The sequence below is a fragment of the Candidatus Marimicrobium litorale genome (assembly GCF_026262645.1).
GTDB classification, from domain to species: domain Bacteria; phylum Pseudomonadota; class Gammaproteobacteria; order Pseudomonadales; family Halieaceae; genus Marimicrobium; species Marimicrobium litorale.
Window position 1 is genome coordinate 2,597,339 of the sequence record NZ_SHNO01000001.1, and the last position, 23,457, is coordinate 2,620,795.

The 23,457-nt window shown below is 55.9% G+C and carries 19 protein-coding genes and 1 tRNA gene; 15 read left to right on the forward strand and 5 right to left on the reverse strand.

All coding sequences use genetic code 11. The features are described 5' to 3' along the window. The first annotated feature begins 118 nt into the window (after nt 1-118). The 5 genes from EYC82_RS11650 (at nt 119) to EYC82_RS11670 (ending at nt 5,697) form a co-directional block, all read left to right on the forward strand. The gene (locus EYC82_RS11650) at nt 119-478 is read left to right on the forward strand and encodes a DUF4345 family protein (protein ID WP_279249705.1); all 360 of its coding nucleotides are present in this window, start codon (nt 119-121) and stop codon (nt 476-478) included. An 83-nt stretch (nt 479-561) separates the two neighbouring features. Beyond that, nucleotides 562-2,007, forward strand: a complete 1,446-nt coding sequence (locus EYC82_RS11655; RefSeq protein WP_279249706.1) for a flavin-containing monooxygenase — start codon at nt 562-564, stop codon at nt 2,005-2,007. A gap of 266 nt (nt 2,008-2,273) precedes the next feature. Continuing rightward, nucleotides 2,274-3,887 carry a tRNA-dihydrouridine synthase gene (locus EYC82_RS11660; RefSeq protein ID WP_279249707.1) on the forward strand — a complete coding sequence of 538 codons (1,614 nt, stop codon included), beginning with the start codon at nt 2,274-2,276 and terminating at the stop codon, nt 3,885-3,887. Between the two features lie 35 nt (nt 3,888-3,922). Next, nucleotides 3,923-5,287, forward strand: a complete 1,365-nt coding sequence (nhaA, locus tag EYC82_RS11665) for a Na+/H+ antiporter NhaA (RefSeq protein WP_279249708.1) — start codon at nt 3,923-3,925, stop codon at nt 5,285-5,287. A 35-nt stretch (nt 5,288-5,322) separates the two neighbouring features. Then, nucleotides 5,323-5,697, forward strand: a complete 375-nt coding sequence (locus EYC82_RS11670) for a cupin domain-containing protein (protein WP_279249709.1) — start codon at nt 5,323-5,325, stop codon at nt 5,695-5,697. A gap of 8 nt (nt 5,698-5,705) precedes the next feature. Here the strand turns inward: EYC82_RS11670 and EYC82_RS11675 are convergent, their stop codons facing one another. The 3 genes from EYC82_RS11675 to EYC82_RS11685 all read right to left on the reverse strand — a co-directional run bounded on the left by EYC82_RS11675 (nt 5,706) and on the right by EYC82_RS11685 (nt 9,262). Continuing rightward, entirely contained in the window at nt 5,706-7,610 is a 1,905-nt protein-coding gene (locus EYC82_RS11675; protein WP_279249710.1) for a PQQ-dependent sugar dehydrogenase, read from the reverse strand. Nucleotides 7,611-7,617: 7 nt separating this feature from the next. Then, nucleotides 7,618-8,550: a class I SAM-dependent methyltransferase gene (locus EYC82_RS11680; protein WP_279249711.1), complete on the reverse strand. Its 933-nt coding sequence runs from the start codon at nt 8,548-8,550 to the stop codon at nt 7,618-7,620. Nucleotides 8,551-8,824: 274 nt separating this feature from the next. Beyond that, the gene (locus tag EYC82_RS11685) at nt 8,825-9,262 is read right to left on the reverse strand and encodes a styrene oxide isomerase (protein WP_279249712.1); all 438 of its coding nucleotides are present in this window, start codon (nt 9,260-9,262) and stop codon (nt 8,825-8,827) included. Between the two features lie 288 nt (nt 9,263-9,550). Between EYC82_RS11685 and EYC82_RS11690 the strand changes: the two genes are divergently transcribed. Together EYC82_RS11690 and EYC82_RS11695 are read left to right on the forward strand one after the other, a co-directional pair. Continuing rightward, nucleotides 9,551-10,879, forward strand: a complete 1,329-nt coding sequence (locus EYC82_RS11690) for a hypothetical protein (protein WP_279249713.1) — start codon at nt 9,551-9,553, stop codon at nt 10,877-10,879. A gap of 72 nt (nt 10,880-10,951) precedes the next feature. After that, nucleotides 10,952-13,390: a TonB-dependent receptor gene (locus tag EYC82_RS11695; protein WP_279249714.1), complete on the forward strand. Its 2,439-nt coding sequence runs from the start codon at nt 10,952-10,954 to the stop codon at nt 13,388-13,390. Nucleotides 13,391-13,532: 142 nt separating this feature from the next. Here the strand turns inward: EYC82_RS11695 and EYC82_RS11700 are convergent. Further along, nucleotides 13,533-13,609, reverse strand: a tRNA-Val gene (locus EYC82_RS11700). Nucleotides 13,610-13,709: 100 nt separating this feature from the next. Here EYC82_RS11700 and EYC82_RS11705 point away from each other — a divergent pair. The 4 genes from EYC82_RS11705 to EYC82_RS11720 all read left to right on the forward strand — a co-directional run bounded on the left by EYC82_RS11705 (nt 13,710) and on the right by EYC82_RS11720 (nt 18,081). Then, entirely contained in the window at nt 13,710-14,591 is an 882-nt protein-coding gene (locus EYC82_RS11705; RefSeq protein WP_279249715.1) for a fructosamine kinase family protein, read from the forward strand. A gap of 24 nt (nt 14,592-14,615) precedes the next feature. Further along, nucleotides 14,616-15,626 carry a TIGR03617 family F420-dependent LLM class oxidoreductase gene (locus EYC82_RS11710; protein ID WP_279249716.1) on the forward strand — a complete coding sequence of 337 codons (1,011 nt, stop codon included), beginning with the start codon at nt 14,616-14,618 and terminating at the stop codon, nt 15,624-15,626. Nucleotides 15,627-15,701: 75 nt separating this feature from the next. Further along, on the forward strand, nt 15,702-16,883 hold the full coding sequence (locus EYC82_RS11715; RefSeq protein ID WP_279249717.1) for an acyl-CoA dehydrogenase family protein: 1,182 nt from the start codon (nt 15,702-15,704) through the stop codon (nt 16,881-16,883). A gap of 64 nt (nt 16,884-16,947) precedes the next feature. Beyond that, nucleotides 16,948-18,081 carry an acyl-CoA dehydrogenase family protein gene (locus EYC82_RS11720; RefSeq protein ID WP_279249718.1) on the forward strand — a complete coding sequence of 378 codons (1,134 nt, stop codon included), beginning with the start codon at nt 16,948-16,950 and terminating at the stop codon, nt 18,079-18,081. An 83-nt stretch (nt 18,082-18,164) separates the two neighbouring features. Here the strand turns inward: EYC82_RS11720 and EYC82_RS11725 are convergent, their stop codons facing one another. Continuing rightward, entirely contained in the window at nt 18,165-19,160 is a 996-nt protein-coding gene (locus EYC82_RS11725) for an NAD-dependent epimerase/dehydratase family protein (protein WP_279249719.1), read from the reverse strand. Nucleotides 19,161-19,385: 225 nt separating this feature from the next. Between EYC82_RS11725 and EYC82_RS11730 the strand changes: the two genes are divergently transcribed. The 4 genes from EYC82_RS11730 (at nt 19,386) to EYC82_RS11745 (ending at nt 23,291) form a co-directional block, all read left to right on the forward strand. Continuing rightward, a complete protein-coding gene (locus tag EYC82_RS11730; protein ID WP_279249720.1) occupies nt 19,386-20,246 on the forward strand; it encodes a class I SAM-dependent methyltransferase in 861 nt (286 codons plus the stop codon). Nucleotides 20,247-20,597: 351 nt separating this feature from the next. Then, nucleotides 20,598-21,602 (forward strand): NAD(P)H-dependent glycerol-3-phosphate dehydrogenase, encoded by a 1,005-nt coding sequence (locus EYC82_RS11735; RefSeq protein ID WP_279249721.1) that lies wholly within the window; start codon nt 20,598-20,600, stop codon nt 21,600-21,602. Between the two features lie 130 nt (nt 21,603-21,732). Beyond that, complete coding sequence (gene pbpG / locus EYC82_RS11740; protein ID WP_279249722.1) at nt 21,733-22,566, forward strand: D-alanyl-D-alanine endopeptidase; 834 nt, start codon at nt 21,733-21,735, stop codon at nt 22,564-22,566. Continuing rightward, complete coding sequence (locus tag EYC82_RS11745; protein WP_279249723.1) at nt 22,563-23,291, forward strand: outer membrane beta-barrel protein; 729 nt, start codon at nt 22,563-22,565, stop codon at nt 23,289-23,291. The genes pbpG and EYC82_RS11745 overlap by 4 nt, the downstream gene beginning before the upstream one ends. Nucleotides 23,292-23,457 lie beyond the last annotated feature (166 nt).

Consider the following 23,457-nt stretch of genomic DNA (forward strand, 5'->3'; position numbering starts at 1 on the left):
CTTACATTCTGAACCAATCGAGGTTTTTTCTTCTACCCGGCGGCCACACGATGCATGGGACTGTGCGTTTCCGGGGACTGTTGCTAACCTGTAACCTTTCACTCGACAGGTACAACGGATGGACATACTTGCAGAATGGCTGCCGCGCGCAGGGGCGGTGTTGACTATCGTGCTGGGACTGGTTGGCTTCTTCAAACCCCAACTGATTACCCAGGCCCAGCAAATCACGCTGGGCAGCCCGATGGCATACTCGGAAGCGCGTGTCGTATTTGGCGGCCTCCACCTCGGTGGCGGCATCATGGCACTGTTGCTGCATGAACCACTGATTTATATGACACTGGGCGTCGCATGGGTGTTCGGACTGGTGGCACGCCTTTACTCAATGGCTGCCGACAAAACCAGCCTGAAGGATTCGACCCCCGGAATTATCGTGGATGCCACGATGGCCATACTGTTGCTCGGTGGTCTGATATTTTAGAAAACACGTAAACCGATCAGCAAAAAACAACAATTGACTATTCCATGCCTACAGGGCTATTTGATTCACCCGGAAGACACTCTATGAAAATAGCTATCATTGGCGCAGGCCCATCCGGCATCGCCGCCGGACGCGAGCTCTTGCAACAGGGTTTTCAAGACTTCACTATTTTTGACGAACTGGATGGCCCCGGCGGCACCTGGCGTCAACACTCCTACCCCGGCCTGGCCTGCGACGTATGGGCACACTCCTATACCTTTTCCTATGCCCCAAATCCGGATTGGAGTGCCAGTTTCGTTGGCTATGAGGAAATTCAACAGTACCTCGCCAACTGCTGCACCCAGTTCGGTCTCGACTCACATCTCATGCTCAAAACATCCATCAGCCGCGCCAGCTATGCCGGCGAGGGCAAGTGGCTGCTGGAGTCAAAAGACGGTCCGCTGGGCGAATTTGATATCGTCATCAATGCCATGGGCAATCAGCACACACCCCTTTATCCAAACGTAGAGGGAATATCCCACTTCAAGGGAGATAGCTGGCATTCCACCGAGTGGAATCACGATGTGAAACTGGAGGGCAAAAAAGTCGTCATTGTGGGCTCTGCGGCCGCCGCTGTACAAATCGTTCCCGAGGTCGCAAAAAAAGCGGGGCATCTGACCGTATTGCAACGCACCGCCAACTGGATAATGCCCCGTAACCGCAAAATGTACAGTGCGCGACAGCGCTGGCGTTTCAGGCATATCCCGGGGTCGATCGCCCTGACCCGCTGGGTACAACGCATGATGATGGGCCAGGTAGAGTATGCGGTCACCGTGGGTCACAACCGCATGGGGCAGTTCGAAAATGTTGCCCGAAAATATATCGACAAGGCCATTGAGGATCCGGCGCTGCGCGAGGTACTGTTGCCAGACAGTGACTACGGTTGCAAGCGCGGGCTGGTATCCGATGATTTTTACCCCGCACTCAACCGCGACAACGTCGAGCTTGTACCAGAGGGCCTCCGGCGGGTGACGGAGGGGGGCATCGTCACCGAAGGCGGGCGTGATATCGAGGCAGATATCATCATTTACTGTACGGGCTACAAAATTCTCGACTACGATCGCTTCGACGTCGTCGGGAAGGACGGTCGCAACCTCGGGGAGGAACTCGCGGGAGATCCCCGTTCCTTCAAGGGTATCGCCACCCCCGGATTCCCCAATTATTTCTTTGCCATTGGCCCCAACGGGCTGGTGCTGAATGTGTCATTTTTCATTACCGCCGAACGCAATATGAAAACCATCGTCGGCTTGCTTGCGGCTCTGCGTGACAAGGGGGGCCGTTCACTGGAGGTCAGGCAGGACTCCTTCGATCAATACAACGAGTGGATGGACGGGCGCTTTGAGCGTTTCAGCTGGGGCTCGAGCAAATGCGACAGCTACTATACCGCAGGCTCCGGACACCCACCCTTCCTGTTTCCAGGCAACTTTAAGGAATTCTCCGGACTGCACGATGCGTCCGGCTTGCATGAATTCAATACCACTCCTTCCTGAGGACAGGGCCCGACACCCACTCTATGACAATAACGTCCAGCCTACCGGCTGTTCTCGGTTACCATTGCAACACGTGCCTCAATGGGCTCCGCTTGCAGGCAAACGGGGCCCTGCGTTACACCTATTCAGATCCGAAAGAAGGCCTGAGTTTGTCCAGCACCCATACAGCTAGCGGGATGGCACAAGGTCGTTAAAGCCCGGGCAAACCAGTATACTCGCCACTCTTTTCAGATTCTTCAACAAGACAAGAGCCCGCCTGACAGACTATGGACTTTTTCGGTAAAACGCTATCAGCGCCTTTCACGATTCCGTCGGGCATCATCACTACCGCCACGCCGATCATTCAATACTTCTTTGACCAGGTGCCGGAAGTGGGCATAATCACTACCAAAAGTATCGGTCCGGAACCACGAGAAGGCTACAGGGAGCCGGTCTACAGCCAGTACGCCCCCGGGTGTTTTGTCAACGCCGTGGGGCTGACCAATCCCGGCCCGCAGCGCTCGCTGGAGCTGCTCGGCGCACTGAACGTCCCCGCCGATCGCTTCCTGCTGACGTCCATTTTCGGCGGCAGCCTTGAAGAGTATGTCGAGATTGCACGCATACTCGCGCCCGTCTCGGATGGACTGGAATTGAACCTGTCCTGCCCCCACGCAAAAGGGTACGGCATGGCCATGGGCCAGGATCCGGAGCTTGTGCGCGAGATTGTCGCCGCGGTAAAAGCCGCCGTAGACATTCCTGTAATTCCAAAACTGACTCCCAACGTGCCTGACATTGGTGTTATTGCCCAGGCCGCCATAGCAGGTGGTGCAGATGCGCTTTGCGCTATCAATACAGTGGGGCCCGGCTACACAGCGGCACACGGCCACCCCGTTCTCAGTAATGGCGAAGGAGGGCTGTCAGGCAAGGGCGTTCTGCCTATCGCACTGAAATGCATTCGACAGATTGAAGCGGCAGCAGATATTCCCGTTATCGGTTGCGGCGGCGCCAGCAGTGCCGCTGATGCTCGCGCGTTCTTCGACGCCGGGGCACATATTGTCGGCATAGGCTCTGCCCTTACCGGCCTGACTACAGACGAGATCGGCGGCTATTTTCGCGCATTGCACAATGACCTCGATTCAGACGACAACAGTGCAGAACGACATATTCGCTACGATATCGATATGGAATTCAAACCCGTCACGCTCGTCAAAAATATGCGGGTGTGTGAGGATATCGCTCTCCTCACCTTTGACCGCAAAGTGAACATCCAGGCAGGAGAATTTATTTTCCTGTGGGTTCCTGGTCTGGGTGAGAAACCGTTCTCTGTATTGGACGATGACCCCTTCACATTAGTCGCTATCGACGTGGGCATCTTTACCCACGCTCTGATGGACCTGCCCGAAGGCACAGAAGCCTACATCCGGGGTCCACACGGCATAGCCGTTGCACCGGATAACGACGCCAGAATAATGGCTGTCGCCGGCGGTACTGGCCTGGCCGCCGTCTACCAGATTGCCCGTGATTTTGGCAATGCTGAGGTATTCGCGGGCGCACGCAGCGCCGAACGCCTTTACTATCTGGAGGAATGTCGCCAGATCGCAGAGGTCCACGTGGCAACCGACGATGGCAGTGCCGGATACCATGGTGTAGTCACTGAACTGCTGCGGGAACGATTGCAGGCCATGTCGCCCGAAGAGCTCGCCAGACTGGTGTTTTACAACTGCGGTCCAGAACCGATGGTACATGCAGCCATCGCGGTGCAACGGGAATTCTGTCATCCGCACCAAATTTTCAGCGCCATAGACTATTTAACCAAGTGCGGTGTCGGTATCTGTGGCGCCTGTGCTGCTCCGGATGGCCGAAGACTCTGTGTCGACGGGCCGTTTTTGGATGCGAGCTGAAAACGTGAATAACGACTCAAGAAGGAATGCGGCACATGGCTGGTAACAAGGGCGTCAACATTGCTCGCTGGGAGCGCTCATTCGTGCGGATATTGACGCCGCTCGAAGAATTTATTCATCGGCAGACAACCAGCGGCATCCTGTTAATGATCTGTGCGGTAATTGCCTTGGTCATTGCCAACACACCTCTGTATGACGCTTACTCGCACCTGTTGCACACGCATGCCGGTATAAAAATCGGCGGTGCTGAATTCTCTTTATCCATACACCACTGGATAAACGAAGCATTAATGGCGGGCTTTTTCTTCGTCATGGGCCTCGAACTGAAACGCGAATTGCTGGTAGGGGAACTCGCGACTCCGAAGCAGGCCCTGCTACCAATAATGGCAGCCATTGGCGGTGTACTGGTACCCGCAGGGGCCTACGTGGCAGTGAACTACTCCAGTGGCAGCCTCAGTGGTTGGGGTATTCCCATGGCGACGGATATTGCCTTCGCCATCGGCGCTCTGAGCCTGCTGGGAGCGCGGATTCCAAAAAATCTGGTGACCTTCTTGATCGCGCTCGCCATTGTTGACGATCTGGTTGCCGTGGCCGTGATAGCATTGTTTTACACCGAGCAAATCGATGTCCTGACACTGTTCTACGCAGCCGGCTGCACCGCTCTGTTGATGGCGATGAATCTCTGGGGAATCCGCCGGCCCCTGCCCTATGCCTTCGTCGGCACTATTTTGTGGGGCGCCATGCTCGCAAGCGGTATTCACGCGACCATCGCAGGTATCGTGGTGGCCTTCGTCATCCCTATTCGCCCGAAATTCGAACCGCAAGCGTTTATTAACCGCATCAAGGAAAGCGCGGTCAAAATGCAAAAGGCTATTGCGGACAATGCGGATATTATCCACAACAATCGTTTGCGGGCGCTGGTAACTGCACTCGACGACGGGGCTACGCTGGCACAAGCTCCGGCACAAAGGCTTGAACATGCTCTGCATCTGCCGGTAGCCTACATTGTCATTCCCGTTTTCGCACTCGCCAATGCGGGTATCCCGGTGGATTTCGCCGGTCTGGGTGAATACCTGAATCACCCCATTACACTGGGCGTGGTGGTCGGCCTGCTAATTGGAAAGCCCATCGGTATTGTTGGCTTTACCTGGCTCACCGTGAAACTTGGCTGGGCGGACTTACCGGCGGGGCTGACCATGAAGCATATTCTTGGTGTGGGCATGCTCGGAGGAATCGGCTTTACGATGTCGATCTTTATCGCCGACCTCGGCTTTGCAAACTCGTCCAACGACCTGCTCATGGCAAAAACCGGCATCCTGCTGGCGTCCGCTATTGCCGGCGTCAGCGGCTTTATCTGGCTCATGCTGCAAACACGCGACGAAGGCGATAAGCTACACTGAGAGCTTTGCAAGATAACACTTCGGGAGACTCTCTGATGCCACTCGATCCAGGCCCCATGCGCGTGATGCACAACTTTTTTAAGAATAAGTCGGAGGTGCTGGCAGATATCGATAGGCTCGACCTGTGGCCCACGGTATACGTCTCTGACCGCATGGAAGAACTTCCTCTGCACTGGCACGATGTAGACAACTGCGGTTACGTCATGGAAGGTAAGAGTTACGTTCTGAACGAAAACGGCGCACGCGTTGAACTCTCGGCCGGCGACAAACTGGTAATCCCCGCGGGGGCCATCCACGCCGAGGGCGAGGTCACTGAGCGCATGGTGTACATCGTAGGATTAGGCGTGGACGAAAATCTGTTCGACAAGCTGACGCTGCTGGATCCGGCCGAGAGTCCGCTGGTCAGGTGACTGCGCGCCTAGGGCTTCTTGCCATAGGTTTTAAGAAACTGCACCAGCGCCGCGCGTTCAGCCGCGTCCGAAACACCGTTAGCGCCCATTGAAGTGCCTGGAGCAAACTGCTGCGGGTTCTGCAGAAACTCCAGTAAGCGCGCCTCGGTCCAGCGGCCTTTAACCGCCCTCAGTGCCGGCGAATAGTTGAAATTACGCTTGGCCGCTATTTTGCGCCCAACGATACCGGAGAGGTTTGGCGCCGGCGCCTCGTCCCGACCCATACGTTCGTGACACACTCGACACTGATCGAAAATATCTTCCCCGGTGTTCGCGTCTGGACGCCGCGATAATACGGTTACCGTCTCGTCATCAGACCAGAGCAAAACCCGGCCGTCTTCGGCTTCCACAAGATCACGAATACGCTTGCCAACCGTGAGCGGCTCGACATAGATAACCCGTTCCTCGCGGACATGCGCCCGGTAAAGGCTCTCCTTGCGGAGCGAACCAATGAGGAAATCGCCCTTCCAGCGCGGAAACTGTTTAGCTCCCACCTGAATAAGGTTCGAGATGGCCACAGACGGCACAAAGGCATAGACAGGCTCCGTAAAGCCGCCGTGGTCCAGGCTATCCGGATTCAACGGCCAGGTTCGCTTGTTGTAGTCCGCGCCATACGTCGCCAGTGGCCAACCGTAATTGCCCCCCTCTCGCAGCAGGTTGAGTTCATCCCCCCCTGCAGGCCCGTGCTCAGTAACCCAGATGCGGTCAGCACTATCCACCAGCAGGCCCTGAGGGTTTCGATGCCCCAGAGTGAAAACCTCTGCGCCACCCTGCATATCCAGCAACAGGACCTTGCCGTAATCTGACGATGGAATCTGGGGATACGCGGGGCCCCCGCGTCCATCCTTGCCATGGTCACCCAGTGTGAACATCAGACCGCCGTCCACCCACGCCAGGCGGCCACCTGTTTCAACGGTGTCGAAGGGCTGTTCGATACAGGGCTGGGTAGTGTAAAGACGCTCCCAGTCTGCAGCGCTTCCTGGTTCTTGCGGATCAAGGCGCGCCCTCGAGACTGCCATGCGGAAGCAGTCGTCCTCGCGATCCCAGACCTGGTGCGATACCAGCAACGCATCACTACCGTCCCCATCCCCATACTCTACGAGGATATCGGTGATCCGGAATTGCAAGCCAGCAGGCTTCTTCTCGTAAAAAGTGTCGCGTCCTGCCAGCGGAGAGGACAGCTTCAGTGCGTCAGCGTGTAATTCATTGCCCTGCCCAGTCCAGTCCAATCGATAGAAAAGACCGTTGGCAGTCGCCGCGATGAATCCTTCACCGTAGGGGGTAAGGGCGCCGCCCTCTGCTTCTGGCTGCTGGGGTACGACTTGCTGTGTCTCCTTGTTGATCACATAGCGCGCAGAAATAATGCGCTCTGGTTCTGCCGGCGACTCTATCACCGGCCGTTGTAAAAACCAGCCATTCACTGCCACTACCAGCAGGAGTAATAAAGGCAACGAAAACATAAATATAAAGCGCGGCAACACAAGCGGGTATAACCCGAGCAGGATAGCGAGGCCAACAGAGCTGCCAAGAATCCCGCGTGAAAAGGCCAGCTCCGGCAGGAGCAGCAGTACACATGCGCCCATTCCATAGCAAAGGATGCCACTCGCTACCGCCATGTAGAGGTTCACGCCCCGATCACCAGCGCAGGCAAGAAACAGAAGAAGTGCGTAGGAAATAGAGGTCGCACCCACCACATAGAAGGGAATCACCTCCTCCGCTGGCAATTGCCAGACAGCAACACCAGGGTGCACAAGAGGTAAAAAAGTAAGCAACAGAGACGCGACGGTTAGTGACCAAAGGGCATAAGGAAGAAATAGCAGCGGGCGCTTACCGACGCGTACCCTTGACACACGAACCAGAAGACCTGATGCCATAAGCCCGCTACCTCGACCCGGCGGTGCGACGCGCCACAACCTGAAAGAATGGCCCAACCGCAAGCAGAACACCACGGGCGAGTCGAAAGGCTGCCAGCCAGTTGTAAAGTCGCGCGAGTGAGGCGCGACGCGGGGTAAAGTGCTCGATTTCCTCGGCAGGGATCTGCGGAACACTCAGCTCGAAAACCAGATCCTCATGACGGCGCAATTCCCGTGCCATTTCTCGGGTGCTCAGTAACACGGTGCCGTGATAGTCCTGCTGACTGCGCCATCGCACGTAAGCATTCTGCCAGGAACGGGGCAACCAGCCCACGCCCCAGACGAATACGTGGGGCTCCGCAGCCAGACTAAAGCGGTTAGGGGTCGATAGCGCCATGTGGCCCCCGGGCTTGAGAACCCGCCGCGCCTCATCAAGGGTCTCTCGTACATTGCTTACGTGTTCGATGGAATCAAACATCACCACAGTGCCAAGGCAATCGCTCTCCATGGGTAACGCCTCTGCGTAGGCACAGGCCAGTCGCGCCACTCCACCATGAGACTCAATCATGTGTTTTGCCGCCACCAGCATCGTCATGGAGGCATCGATGCCTGCTGCGATCAACCCGCGATTAACCGCTTCCGCCAGTAGGCCGCCACTTCCGCAACCGATATCCAGAAAAACATCGCTATCTTGCGCGCAGAAGTCCAACCAGCCGTCAAACTGGCTGCTCAGGCGGCGCGGAGATTCCAGAATTTGCCGAACACGGAGAGCGCGCGTTGCGTCATCGTGCTCCGGCCGGTCGCAGAGTTTATCCATAACGCCTTCAAGCGATATGCCGCGACACGCCGCGGACAGCTTTCTGGCATCGCGCAGGTCATCATCTGCGTAGGTCAATACGCCGTCTCGAGACCGCAAGTCGGGTATGCCATCGCACGCCGGATAGATGACACCGCAGGACACGCAGCGTACCTGTTCATCTGACAGAAGCTCTATTCCACCTGCACAGGATGGACAGCACCACAGAGCCAGCGGCGACGACTCAACCCGCACGTCGCTGCCACCTTGTCATTTGAACACCACACTCAGAATTTTCAATGAACCTTCCAGCGTTCCGCAAATTCACAGCCGGGGCAGAACCCGACACCCGCCACATAATACGTGGTGTTTATCGTTATTACATCTCCGTCGGGGCCTACGCTATGTTCAATCTCAGCTGACACCGATGTTAGCCGATCTAGGATTGATTCACTCGACGAGCACGCATTGCGCCCACAAGTATCAGCGCAAAGGCAATTATCGCCAGTGGCACGCCGAGCATGCCCGCGGAAGTGGCAATATTGTTGGCCAGCGAATCATCAAACTCGTAGCCTAGTGCTCCAGTGAGTGCGCGCATATAACCAAACACCGTGTTGCTGTAAGCCATACCTACCAGACAGTAAACGGTGATGTTGAGCTGAGTCCGCGTAAGGACTAACTTCGAGAGACACCCGGCAATAGCGAACAGCACTATGGCATTGATGAGAGGCTCCATGTGGGCAAGCTTCCAGCCGTCAATACTACCCTCAACCTGCCCCACTGCGACCATGCCAATCATGCCACCAGAAAAAAAAGCAGTAAACATGACGATGGCGCCATGCAGGCACAGTGTCGCCTCAGACGATTTTTTTTGCATCAGACTACCCTCTTTGGGTGCTACAAACACGAAAACATCAACCCGAGTTTCGCCTCATTTGGCATTCCGAGGTGCTGCGACTATATTATAGTGGTGGCTATGAAATGACACGCCCGGGGGTAAGACATGGATATCACTTGTTCCTTGTTAGCAGCCGTGGCCCAGCGCAATGGCGCTGTCGCTGCACGGCATGAACACTGTTGATAAAGCAAAACACTACGACTTGATCCAAATATTAGGCAACCCTGCCTGATAACACCGCCCGGGATGGGCCTGAAGAGCGCGCCAATGAAACATTACCAAGGTGATTTTAACCCAAATCTTGCACTGCAGGATTTCGACCACCACCTGCTCGCTGAATACGGGCGGGATATTATGCTAGCCAACCATATTCACGACCGCAGCGCACTGCTGCCTGTCACGCTGAAATTCGGCATGGAGGTTCAGACGCAAATCGCCTGCGACGAGTGGATGAGTACCAGTCCTATCTACAATCACCGCAATCGCCAGTTTCTCGGAATAGAGGGCGATGACGTCAGTGTGGCTCTGAAGGGCTTGCAGGTCGATATTGGAGCGCCGCACAACTACCTGAATTTTCATTACGAACTGGTGTCTCCAGTAGAGGGGTTTTTTTGGACCAGCACCTGCGGCCCGTTCAATCATGTCTATCGAATGTCAGGGGGCGATGAGTCAATGCAGACGCAAATTTGCCACCATATGGAAGATCCAACCTTCGATGCCACCGTGATGGCGGTTAATCCGCAAATGCGCTGTCGACCCATTTTTCGCCCGCCAGTCGCGACCATACCGGAAACGGGTCCCTGCAAGTGGCGGGTAGCCATACAAGAAGACATCGGGTTGGTAGAGAACTGTCCGTTTCTCGATCAGACATCGAGCACCTTCGCAGCAAACTTCACCTTTGAATCGTTACCCCCCGAAGGTACTGGCCTTAGCGACTATAGCGGCGTTTTCAAGCGAGACTTCTGTCTTGAAGACCTCAGTCAGGGAACGCTGGCTACCCTGTGCAAGGAATTCATGTTGGATGTGTTTCTGCTGAACTATGCGTGCTACAACGCAATCGCGGAACGCCAGGGTGCTGAGCATATCGTGGCCATGGCGCAAGAGCAGTACCACCACCTGGCTCCAGTGACGGTGCATCGACTGCGCAACGCCTTCGGCATTAAGGGAGATGACATGGGTGCCGTGTTAAAAATACTACAGCTCAATCCGTTCACGCCCCATGACTACTTCGATGTGGGCTATGCACAAATCTCACCCGTTGAGGGCTTTGTATGGCTGAAAGATTGCGCCGGATACCGCGAGCCAATAAAACGGGGCATAGCCAGCCTCATGGTGGTAGATTCAGGTCAGCCGGGCTTCCACCGCCTGGCACAGGAAATCAACCCACGGGCGATCGTACGCCCGGTGGAGGTCAGCGCTCTGAAGGATATTGCCGACACTCATGACATAAAGCTCGCGTGGCAAATTCGTATCGATACAGAGACGGCACCGGCAAGCCGCAGCGAATGGGCCGATATCACCGGCCAGGATATGTGGGATCATGATAATAGCCGCCATATTTACCTCTACGAGACATACGACAAAGAGACAACCTAGTGCCTTGTGCAAGAAACAACCCATCGCCTCGCGCACACTACAAGCCGGCCCGCAAAAATGAGAACCTGCGCTATGACTGACTTCATGCACTACCATCGACCACACGCCCTGCTGCAAACTCTGACGGCTGCGGCAGTGCTTACTTTACTTCCACCCCCTCATCCGGTGTTCGCAAGTACGGCATTGGAGGAAGTCGTCGTCACCGCCCGTAAACGGCAAGAGAGTTTGCAGGAAACGCCTATCGCCATTACTGCATTCAGCGCTGATGCATTGCGCGAGGGCCAAATCAACAACATCTCTGACCTGACCAACAATGTTCCGGGCCTCACTCGCCAAGAGGGAGACAAGCGCGCCAATCTCAGTATTCGCGGCATCGGTACACGTCTCAGCCAGATCACTGCTGATCCGGGTGTTGGTGTGTATGTCGACTCCATCTATATGCCGCGCAACGATTCACAGCTGGTGGACGTGTTGAATATGGAGTCGGTGCAGGTGTTGCGCGGCCCGCAGGGCACCTTGTTCGGGAAGAATACCGCTGGAGGGGCGATCCTCCTCACAACCAGGAAACCCTCGGAAACATTTGAGGGTTTCGCCAGTGTCAATTTAGGCGACCGAAGCCGACAGTTTTTTCGTTTCGGCGTGAGCGGTCCTATCTGGCAAGATACCCTCTCTGGCGGTATCCAACTGGATCGCCGCAAGGAAGACGGCTATCGCGACGATGCTTTCACGGGCCAGGACTATGGTGATGTCGACCGCAAATCTGCACTCGGTCAGCTGCGTTACCAGAGTGACGTCCTTACCGCCGACTTGATGTATTTTTACGGTAAGGTAGAAGAACACACCTCGCCGGTGAACTGCTTCTTCGTGCAACGCTCACAACTGCAAGCGTTCACTGCGCCTGGCCAATCCGCAGGCTACGATGAACTGTGCGAGCGCAGCGAAAGCCTGCTGGACGATGAGAAAGTCATTATGGACCGCTCACCTTTGGTCTATGAAATTACCAGCCAGCTAGGTGGCGCTACACTCGCCTGGGATCTGAACGACTTTACGGTGAAAAGCATCACTGGCTATTTGTACCAGGATGATATCGATCTTGCATCACAGGATATTGACGGCACAGATCTTTACACTCTCAACAATGCCTATGAGTATCGACGGCAACTGGCGGGTAATGGCATCGCGTCGGATGACGAGACCCGAAAGTTTTTCTCCCAGGAGTTCCAGTTACTCGGCGGCGCTTTCGATGAGTTTCTGGAGTATACCGTGGGTCTTTATTACTCAAACGAAAACATTGACAACAATCCGGGAGGTAACATGATTGGCCCGGGAGGGTGGCTCGGCGCGACGCTGCCAGACGGGAACGTAGCACTATCACCCCCCGCCATTTCTTTCCGCGAAGCGGTAATTCGCGATTTTGAGAACACCTCTGCCGCAGCTTTCGGGCAGGCAATACTCAATCTTTCTGATACCTGGCAACTGACCCTCGGGGGCAGGTTCCATTGGGAAGAAAAGAAAGCAGCACAGGTTAATTATAGCTCGGACAGCGATCTCGCATCGGGGCCGCCGTTAACTCGGGCAGATTTCGATGCTCTGCAGAACTATCTGCACCCCATCATCATCGATCCTGAAATCCCTGGCGACGAGGGCAAGGAGGACTGGACCGAATTCAATCCGGCCGCCACCCTGACCATGTTCGCGCCGGACGCCTGGTACGGGGAGACGTTTAACGGAGGCATTTTTTATGCCAGCGCCAAGAACGGTTTCAAGGCTGGCGGCTTCTCGCCATTTGGAGATCAGTTTCTACCCTTCGATCCGGAAGAGGTGTGGACCTACGAACTTGGCTACAAGCTCGATTTTCTCAGTAGTAAATTACGATTGAACGGTGCTCTCTATTACTCAGACTATGATGATATACAGATCAACGTCACCCGGAATTTTCCCGACCCTAATGGAATCGACCGCACCGAAAACGGTATCGCAAACGCCGGCAAGGCAACACTCAAGGGAGGGGAGTTGGAAATAAGTGCCATGCCCGTTGAAGGACTGCTCCTGAATGCCAGTGCCAGCTATACCGACGCGGAATACGACGAATTCAAAGACCTCGCCCCGCAACTCGACGGCTCCCAGCTTGTCATTGATCGTAGTGATGAGGATTTCGCCTATATTCCAAAGTGGACGTGGTCTCTCATCGCACAGTACGAGTGGCAGACCGAATTAGGGGCAATCACACCCCGGGTTCATGGCTATTATATGGGTTCAGTATTCATCGGGCTGGACCCGGCATCTGCGCAGACGCCTGAGGCCTATGTTGACTCTTACAAGGTGTGGAACTTTCGTCTGGCATTCCAGCCGCTCGCTCTGGAGAACGTAGAACTGGCAGCCTATGTAAATAATTTTACAGATGAGAACTACTTCGGTTCCGGCGTGGCCTCAATAGAAGGCGTTGGATCGGTCACTCTGCGTCCGGGACAACAGCGCTCTTATGGCGTCGAACTCTACTATACCTGGTAGGCTTTCCCTCAAAAGAAAGTCAGGTCATCTCACTCGTTTTCATCGCTTGTTGTGACATGTTCGCCGCTGTGACGCATCACGCAACCACTGCCTACCGACGAATTTTAAACCTGTCTTGTACTGCCAAGTGGGGCTGGGAGATTGGTAGGACTACCCAGATTCGAACTGGGGACCTCTACCATGTCAAGGTAGCGCTCTAACCAACTGAGCTATAGTCCTATGATGTGCTTTCTGACGACGGGGCGCATTATAAGTCCCGACGCTGTTTTGCTCAACTTCTCATTAATGCCATGATTGAGGGCTGACGCCTAGGGGCAGCATGGACTGGCAGACACTGCAACATTCTCTTTCTGCGGCGCTGAACTGCCGGTTCACCGTCCGTGCTGCTCACGCCGTGAGCGGTGGCTGCATCAACGAGACATTCTGTCTGCAAGACGGTCGTCAGCGTGTGTTTGCAAAAATAAACCATACCAACAAGGAAGATCTGTTCGTGGCCGAGGCTGCCAGCCTGATCGCTATACGGGCAGCGGGCGCAATCACGGCCCCAAGACCCCTGTGCACCGGCAGTGACGGGGCACATAGCTGGCTGGTGATGGAATTCCTGGCCCTCGAGTCGCAATCATGCGGGGACGAGGCCCAGCTCGGAGAACGCCTGGCCGAGCTGCACCGCCACTGCGGCGATACCTTCGGGTTTCACCGCGATAACTATATTGGCGAAACCCGCCAATCCAACGAAAGAAACACTGATTGGTGCGATTTTTTCCGCGAGCAGCGGCTGGGCGTCCAGCTTGATCTCGCGCGACGAAATGGCGCGTCCGGCAGGCTTATCGACTGCGGCAGGCGCCTGCAGTCCGAGGTTCACGCCTTCTTTATCGACTACCGGCCAGAGCCATCACTGCTTCACGGTGACCTTTGGAACGGCAATACAGGCACTATCGCAAAAGGAGAGCCCGTCATCTTTGACCCTGCGGCCTATTTCGGCGACCGGGAGGCTGACCTGGCCATGACCGAGCTGTTTGGCGGTTTTAGTGAGCGGTTTTACCAGTCCTATAGGCAGTCCTGGTCACTTGATCCCGGCTACGAGACGCGTAAAGTGCTGTACAACTTGTATCACATCCTGAACCACTACAACCTGTTCGGTGGCGGTTATGCAGAACAGGCACAGGGCATGATAGACCGCCTGCTAGCAGCGCTATCCTGATGGGATTCTTTGGGAGAATAACTGGTGAAAGTCAGCGGAATGCTGGGTGCCGACCTGGATAGTGCGCCAGTGGCGATTGCCGAGCTGGAGGAGCGCGGCTACGATGCTGCTTTCTCCGCGGAAATCAACAACGACCCGTTCTTCCCACTGGTACTCGCAGCAGAACACAGCAGCCGCATAAAGCTGACCACTTCCATCAGTGTTGCCTTCGCCCGCAACCCGATGACCATGGCCAATCTGGGCTGGGATCTCAATCACTACTGTCGCGGCCGCTTCACTGTCGGGCTGGGCTCACAGATCAAACCTCACATCACCCGGCGCTTCTCCATGCCGTGGTCAAAACCGGCCGCGCGCATGCGCGAATTTATTCTCGCCATGCAGGAGATCTGGCGCTGCTGGGAGACTGGGGAAACGCTTGGTTTCAACGGCGAATTTTATCGCCACGACCTGATGACGCCAATGTTTACGCCGCGAAAAAGTGATTTCGGCGGGCCGGGCATCAACCTTGCCGCAGTGGGCCCCCTGATGACAGAAGTTGCTGGAGAAGTCGCCAATGGGGTGATCTCGCATGGCTTCACCACCGTAGAGTATTTGCAGCGCGTAACAATCCCCGCTGTCGAACGGGGGCTGGTGAAGTCCGGGCGCGATCGCGCTGATTTCGATATTAGCGTGCCGGCCATGGTCGTCGCGGGGGCGACGGAAGAAGCTTTTGAAGAGTCTCGCCGGTCAATCCGGGCACAACTCGGCTTTTATGCCTCAACACCCGCCTACCGGCCGGTGCTTGAGCTACACGGCTGGGGCGATTTGCAGGGCGAGGCCAATCAGTTAACCCGTGAGGACCGCTGGGATGATCTGGGCGCTCTTATCACAGACGAGATTCTCAATACCTTCGCACTGGTGTCAGAGGATATCGATCAGGTGCCCTCGCTACTGAAGCAGCGCTTTGGCGGTCTGGTAGACACCTGGATGTGCACGGTAGATACGGGCGAACCAGCGCGACAAAAAAAATTCATCAAAGCGATACAAAGTCATTAGACACGCTAGAGGGTCAAGCGAAAGCAGATCACGTCTCCACCCGGTGGGCGAGTCATCATAACGAGGAACAGCTGTATGAACATCGAGTTAACATCCGAGCAGAAAGCCCTGCAACAAAAAGTCCGCGATTACATGACAACTATCATGACGCCGGAATTGGCGGAGGAAATGAAAATCGCCGAGTACAAAGAGGGGGGCGGCCCTGAGTTTCGTAAACAGTACGCACGCATGGGAGAAGACGGGTGGATAGGATTGAGCTGGTCCAAGGAATTGGGCGGCAAGGAGATGTCTCATATCGAGCAATATATTTTTACCGATGAAGTGGTACGTTCAGGCTTCCCCTACCCTTTCCTTACCACCGAATCGACAACACCGGTGGTCGCTGCAAACGCCAGCGAGGCAGTCAAGGAAGAGGTGGTCGGCGGCGTTCGCAATGGCAAGGTGGTCATTGCTATTGGTTATTCCGAGCCCTCCGCCGGCACCGATCTTGCCAGTTTGAAAACACGGGCGGTGAAAGATGGGGACGACTGGATCATCAACGGTCAAAAAATGTGGACCAGTCTGGCCAACTTTGCCGACTATGTGTGGCTGGCTGCGCGCACCGATCCAGATGAAAGCAAAAAGCACAAAGGGCTCACCATGTTCCTGGTGCCTACAAACTCCGAGGGCTTCTCCGTTACACCGGTGCATACGCTGGGCGTAAGAACCAACGCCACCTATTACAACGACATTCGTCTGCCGGACAAATACCGCGTGGGAGAGGTGAATGCTGGCTGGAAGCTTGTTACCGGCCAGCTCAATATTGAACGGTTGTCCTTGTTTACTCATGGCCAGGTCGATTCCCTCTACCAGGGCGTCTGCGAATGGGCCGCGGAGACAGACGCACAGGGAGGCGGCAAAATCATTGAACAACCATGGGTGCAGCACAATCTCGCGAAAGTAAAAAGCGGACTGGAAGTGGTCAAGCTCATTTGCTGGAAGCAGGCCTGGGCGATGGATCAAGGACCACTGGATATGGCAGATGCGTCAACGGCCAAAGTCTACAGCAGCGAATTTTTCGTACAGCTATACCGTCTATTGCTGGAGGTGATGGGACAGGCGGGCACTATCGCCACTCACTCACCGGGAGCCGTGCTCAAGGGCAAACTCGAATTCCGCTGGCGGGTCGGTTCTATCCTCACGTTTGGAGGCGGTACGAACGAGATTCAAAGAGACATTATCTCGATGGCCGGACTGTGGATGCCGCGCACCCGATGAAGACTAGATCGGCGCTTTAAACGATATTCCGCTAACGTAAATAAACAGAATCAGGGCACAGAACATGGATTTCACTATTTCAGACGAAGTAAAAAGTGTGCAGCAACTGGCGGCACAAATTATGGGCGACTTCACCGAGGTCGACAAATTGAAAGCGATCGAGCAGCAGGATGACGTCTTCGATGAGAAGCTTTGGGCCGCTCTGGCAGAGGCCGGCCTGCTCGGGCTGGATATTGCCGAGAATCAGGGCGGCATGGGCCTGGGCTTTTTCGCCCTCACCGTTCTCTGTGAAGAAGTTGGCCGTACCGTCGCTCAGATCCCCGTGGTCCCAGTGTTAGTGGGCGCTGCTGCAACACTGCGGCGCTATGGAAGCGATAGTCAGAAAGACCAATGGCTGCCAGGCATTGCCAGCGGCAGCACCATCGTCACCTCGGCACTTGAGGAATACAACAACGACGACCCGGCAAAACCCGGCTGCACCGCGCAGCCGGTCGAAGGAGGTTACGCCCTGAGCGGCAGCAAGATCTGCGTCAACCAGGCACAAACCGCTGCGCGCGTTCTGGTGTCCGCACACAACGGCGAGGAGCTCATTGTCGCGCTCTTGGACCCTAAAGCTGCCGGCGTCACACTCAACCGTCAGGAGGTCACCGCGGGGGATACCCGCCACGAACTGGTGATGGACAAGGCGCAGGTTCCTGCCGAGGATATCGTGGCCACCGGCGGAGATGCGCTGATTGCTATGCAATGGGCGCTGCAGGCCACACGGGTCGCGCTTGCGGCCATGGCCCTGGGCGTATGCGACAAAATGATGCGCATCACCGGTCAATACACCTCGGAGCGAGAGCAATTCGGTCGGGCGGTCGCCACATTCCAGGCTGTCAGCCACCGTGTTGCCGATTGCTATATCGATGTGGAATGCTTGCGCCTCGTCACTCAGCAAGCCGCCTCCCTGATCGACCAGGGGCGCCCCGCCGCAGATGCCGTACTCATGGCGAAAATCTGGTGCGGTGATGTCACCCACCGGGTCAGTCAGGCGTCACAGCATTGCCATGGGGGCACAGGAGTGGATAAGGATTACCCGCTGTACCGCTATTGCCAGTGGGCGCGACAGATCGAGCTCACCACAGGCAGCAGCGCGCGTTTGACCGGGGAGCTGGGTGAAAGCATCTGCGAGCAGTACATGGGCGCGGCCGGCTGAGTGTTCTCGCACTGACGCTTAAGTAAAGGCGCATCCATTGATGCGCCAGCCAAGCCGTCATCTCGATAGGATTGGCCCGGTCGTCAGGCGTAGCCGTTCTCACGGAACCACTTCACAGAATCCGCAACCGCCGTTTCGATCGGTGTTTGCGGCAGGCCCAATTCTTCAATGGCCTTTGATGAATCCACGTACCCATGCTGCAGTGCGTAGACGGTATTTTTATACGTGGTCATCGGCTCACGACCAGTGATTTTGGAAATACCTTCAACGACCTTTGCCACGGCCAGCATAATCTTGGGCGACACCTCGGTCTTGGCCGCGCCTGACACATCCGCAACCCGGGCGATCAAATCGATCATTGCCTTGTTTGTCATGTTGCCATCCCTGTTGGTCAGGGCATAGGACTGGCCGATACGCCCCTTTTCCATCGCCAGCACGTGCCCCTTGGCCACGTCGCGCACGTCGACGGCGCATACGCCGGCATCCCAGTAATTTTTCATTTTCCCTTCCAGCGTACGCAGAATCATGGTGCCGGTTGGTGTGGGCGCGCGATCCCCTGGACCGAACGGGAGGCCCGGCATGACAATGACCGCGGGCAGGCCATCGCTTACCATACCCTTCACCATCTGGTGACTGATGAACTTCGACAGAATGTATTCACTACCCCAGTCCCAGCCGTTAAAAGACGTTTCCTCGTTGGCCCAGCTCCCATCGCTGGCGACACCAATTGCGGCCACGCTGCTGGTGAAGACAATTTTCTCTACTTCGGCCATTTTTGCCGCAGTCAACATCGCGCGGGCGCCGTCGACGTTAATTTTGTAGTGCAGGTTCGGATCCTTGGTCCATATCTTGAACAGGGCCGCCAGATGGTAAAGCTGCTCACAGCCCTCGACCGCCCTGGACAGAGACGGGTGATCCATCAGGTTCCCCTCCACGAATTCCACTTCCATACCGTTTAGCGGAGAACGATCCTCGCCCGGCATCACCATCACACGGACATCATCGCCCTTTTCGAGGCACAGTCGGGTGACATGGTTTCCAATGAAGCCCGTAGCTCCCGTGATAAGCACCTTGGCCATAGCAGTCTCTCCTGTCGATTTTACTTTGTCAGTGCGCCGCATAGTAACGAGGCCGAGGGGCACACGGCATGTCGCATGCGGCCATTCTACTGACTTGAGAAGGCCAGTACAGGTTAATTGATTGCGACCGCCAGCATTCGCCAGCGCTGCCCAAAACTTCACTAGGGCGCTTGCCAGAGCTAAGGTAAGCCCTCAGGATTACGCATATTTTCGGAGACAGACACTATGCCCTTACCAATTGCTTGCATCCTCACCCTCGGACTACTAGTGACCACCCACAGCGTGGCGGCGGACCATTCGCCCATCGACCCGGCGCTGAGTGTTGCCCTGGCGGCTCGCAGTGCGGAGGACAAGCGCCGGGACGCCTACCGCCATCCCGCTGACACACTCACTTTCTTTCGAATCAAACCGGCTATGACAGTGGCCGAAGGTCTCCCCGGCGGCGGCTGGTACACGCAGATACTGGCCAATTATCTCGGTGCAAAGGGCACGCTCTACGGGGTGACCTATGCCAGCCGCATGTGGCGCATGTTCGATTTCGCCACGCCAGATTGGATTGATAAGCGTGTCGAGGCAACCAGCCAGTTTCCCGAACGGGTGGCGTCATATACCGACAATGGCATAACCGCCCGCGGCTTCACCTTCGAAGAGGTACCCGAGAATATTCGCGGTACGGTAGACCGCGTATTGCTGATACGGGCGCTCCACAACCTCAACCGCTTTGAGCGCCTTGCCAAAACGCGCACCGAGGCTCTAGCCTCGGTGCACAGCATGCTCAAGGACGACGGACTGGTAGGTGTGGTGCAACACCGGGCACCGGAAACGGCCGACAATCACTGGGCGCTCGGCAACGCAGGTTACCTGAAGCAGTCTCACGTCATCGCCATGTTTGAAAAAGCGGGTTTCGAGCTGGTGGCTGCTAGCGAGATCAACGCTAATGGCCTGGATAACCCCTCTGCGGACGACGTAGTCTGGCGCTTACCGCCGTCACTCAGAGGCAGTGACAGCGACCCCGACGAACGCGCCGCAAATCTGGCTACCGGGGAATCGGACCGTATGACGCTCTTGTTCAGGAAAGCAGAATGATATAATTTTTAATTATTGCCTGCTATAAATACATATCATATAGTTATTTCTTGTTTTTTCACAAACGATCATCAATACTCAATGTGCTGCGGCTGGTTGGCTTAGTGCCCGTTAAGGGCAATCGCCGCTGCTTTTGGGAGAAGCTCGCAAGCATTTGTCAGACATGTTTGCCGCCAGGGAACGGTATCCGGTTATTGCGGGTCGGATAGCAAAAGCCCAGGCATACAAAACGCTAGCCTTACCCTTAACGCCGTCGCTCACTGCCTTGCGATGGCGTTTTTTTATACGCAAAAATAGATGCCCGCCCGTTTCCCCCTTATCATGTCGACGCCCATCTCAAGGAGAGAAAGCATGTCTGATTTGAAAGTCGCCGTTCTGGGCGGAGGGTCCTGGGGGACAGCGGTGGCATCACTGGCGACCCGCAACAGCGCAGTCAGTTTATGGGCGCGAAATCCCGACACTGTCGAGGAGATCAACGCAGAGCACCGCAACCACACCTACCTGCCGGGGGTAATGCTTCCGGAGAAGCTGGTCGCAACACACAGTATAAAAGACGCCGTCAGCCTCGCTGATGTTGTCGTGATGGGTATCCCTTCACAGCATTTCCGCGAGGTCCTGAACGACGTGAAGGCACATGTGCGGCAAGGGGTCCCGGTGATCAGCCTGAGCAAAGGCCTCGAACTGGACACCCACCTGCGCATGAGCGAGATCATCAAAGAAGTGCTGCCGGGCCACCCGGCAGGCGTGCTGACAGGGCCCAATCTTGCTCGGGAGATCATGGAGGGGAAAGCGGCCGCAAGCGTGCTCGCCATGGAGGACAGCGTCATTGTGCAGCAACTGCAGCCCGTCTTTAATTCTGGCCTGTTCCGCACCTATACCAATACCGACGTAATCGGTTGCGAGCTAGGGGGCGTGTTGAAGAATATTGTTGCTATCGCAGTAGGTATAGGTGACGGCCTTGGGGCAGGTGACAATACTCGCGCCGGTCTGATCACCCGCGGACTGGCCGAAATCACCCGGTTAGGCGTTGCCATGGGCGGCCAGCCCGAGACATTCGCCGGACTAGCCGGCATGGGCGATATGATCGCCACATGCACCAGCCCTCAAAGCCGCAACCACCACGTGGGAATCGAACTGGGCAAAGGTCGCGATATGCAGGACATAACCAATGAAATGTTCATGGTCGCCGAGGGCGTAAAAAGTGCCCCGGCGGTATTAGCCCTCGCCGCGCAATACAAGGTAGAAATACCCATGGTGGAGGATGTTTACCGCGTACTGTCAGGCGAGTCCAGCGCCAGTCGCGCCTTCCGCAGCCTGCTGCGCGTCGAGGCAGGCGCCGAATCGGAACCTGGCTAAGGCAGATTTGCCCCACTGCAGCGGTGGTGCTCACGACTCATCTGGGGCATACTTTTACCCGATGTCGATAGCACGATAGAGGCTATCGACACGGGGTAAAGCACACACAATATCCAGGGGCGGCGCAACGATGTTTATTGCCAGAACAATCGGTTTTGTTCTGACGCTTTCTCTAAGCGGAACAATCGCCGCCAGCGATTCCTCATTCAACGGTCTTGAAGGCAACCCGGGCCTCCGCTCAGCATCCGCCCTCGTACTGGATGCCCAAGGCAACGTGATTTATGGCAAGGATATAGATACGATCAGGCCCATTGCATCCATTACCAAACTCATGACCGCGATGGTAATCCTTGATGCGGCGCTAGACCTCGACAAGACAATCACCATTACCCACGCCGACCGTGACACTATCAAACTGACCGGTTCCCGCCTCGCCTTCGGTGCTGCACTACCCCGACGCGAACTATTATTGCTGGCTCTCATGTCGTCTGAAAATCGCGCCGCATCCGCGCTGGGCAGGACTTTTCCCGGAGGGGTGAGCGCATTCGTCACTGCCATGAATCAAAAGGCCGAAAGTCTCGGCATGTCCAGCACCCGTTTTGCCGACCCGGCGGGCTTGAATGCCAACAACCAATCCACTGCCAGTGACCTTGCAAAAATGCTCGCCGCAGCGGAGGACTACCCTCTCATCACTCGCGCCACTACCACCACAAAGGCAGACGTCAGGCCCTATAGCAATCGCGGGCCACTCACCTATGCCAATACCAATCGTCTGCTAAAAAACGATCAGTGGGCAATCGAGCTCAGTAAGACAGGTTTTATCCGGGAAGCAGGCCGCTGCCTGGTAATGCAGGTGAATATCGGTGGCGAGGAGATATCTATTGTATTACTTAATTCCTTCGGCAAACTCACGCCGTATGGCGACTCCAATCGTTTGCGTAAATGGATGCTGGCCCAAAGTTGAATACAATTCTCCCCTACGGTAGGACATCGGCACTGTCAGCAGCGTTAGCGCTCCTGTTCACGCTACCCCCCTCGGCAATGGCAGAAGAGGCGACTACGCCTTTCTTGCAGATTTACCTCGGGGTCGCCGAGTTGGATGACCAGACAACCAGTTGGACCGACGCTGATAATGAGTCTGTCGAAGTTGATTTTTCGTCGTTGCCCACCGCTGGTTTCGAGCTGGAATACTTGTTTGGACGAGGTTTCGTGCACTGGGGTATAAATCCGGGCGGCAGTGTCAGCTGGAAAAACGAAGACATTACCTTTTCCGGCAGCCTCACGGAGAATAATGGTGGCACGATCACCTACGAGGCGGACAACTCGCTGCTCCTGGTTGAGCTTCACCTGGGTGGCTATCTGCGCGGCCGCATCAGTGAGCGCATTACCACTTACTTGTCCGTGGGCCCCATGATCATGTACGGCTACCATGAGGTCGAGGACGAAAATTATACCGAGACACCGCCCTCCGGGCGTCCCGCACGCAGCCCCACCAGTGACAACTCGGACAGCTCAGACGTGGCTGTAGGGTTCTACAGCCGTGCCGGGGTCGATTTCGAAATCGGTGATAATCGCTACCTCGGCCTCGGCCTGCGCTATATTTCCACGGAGCTGGATTTTGACCGCACTATCGGAAAAATCGACGTGACGGGGCCTCAGTACGTCCTGACCTACAGCGCCCGCCTTTAGTACTGCAGTGACCTCCAGCCTCTTTTGTGGCGATTTTTGTTCAGATTCTCAACCCTGTCTTGTGGCACTGCGTCCCTCAAAAACCTAACCCTCGGATAACATAGCCAGGGAAATGAAACACTGTCTGTAGATGCGGTCAGTCGCACCTTGACCCCGCCACCGGGGG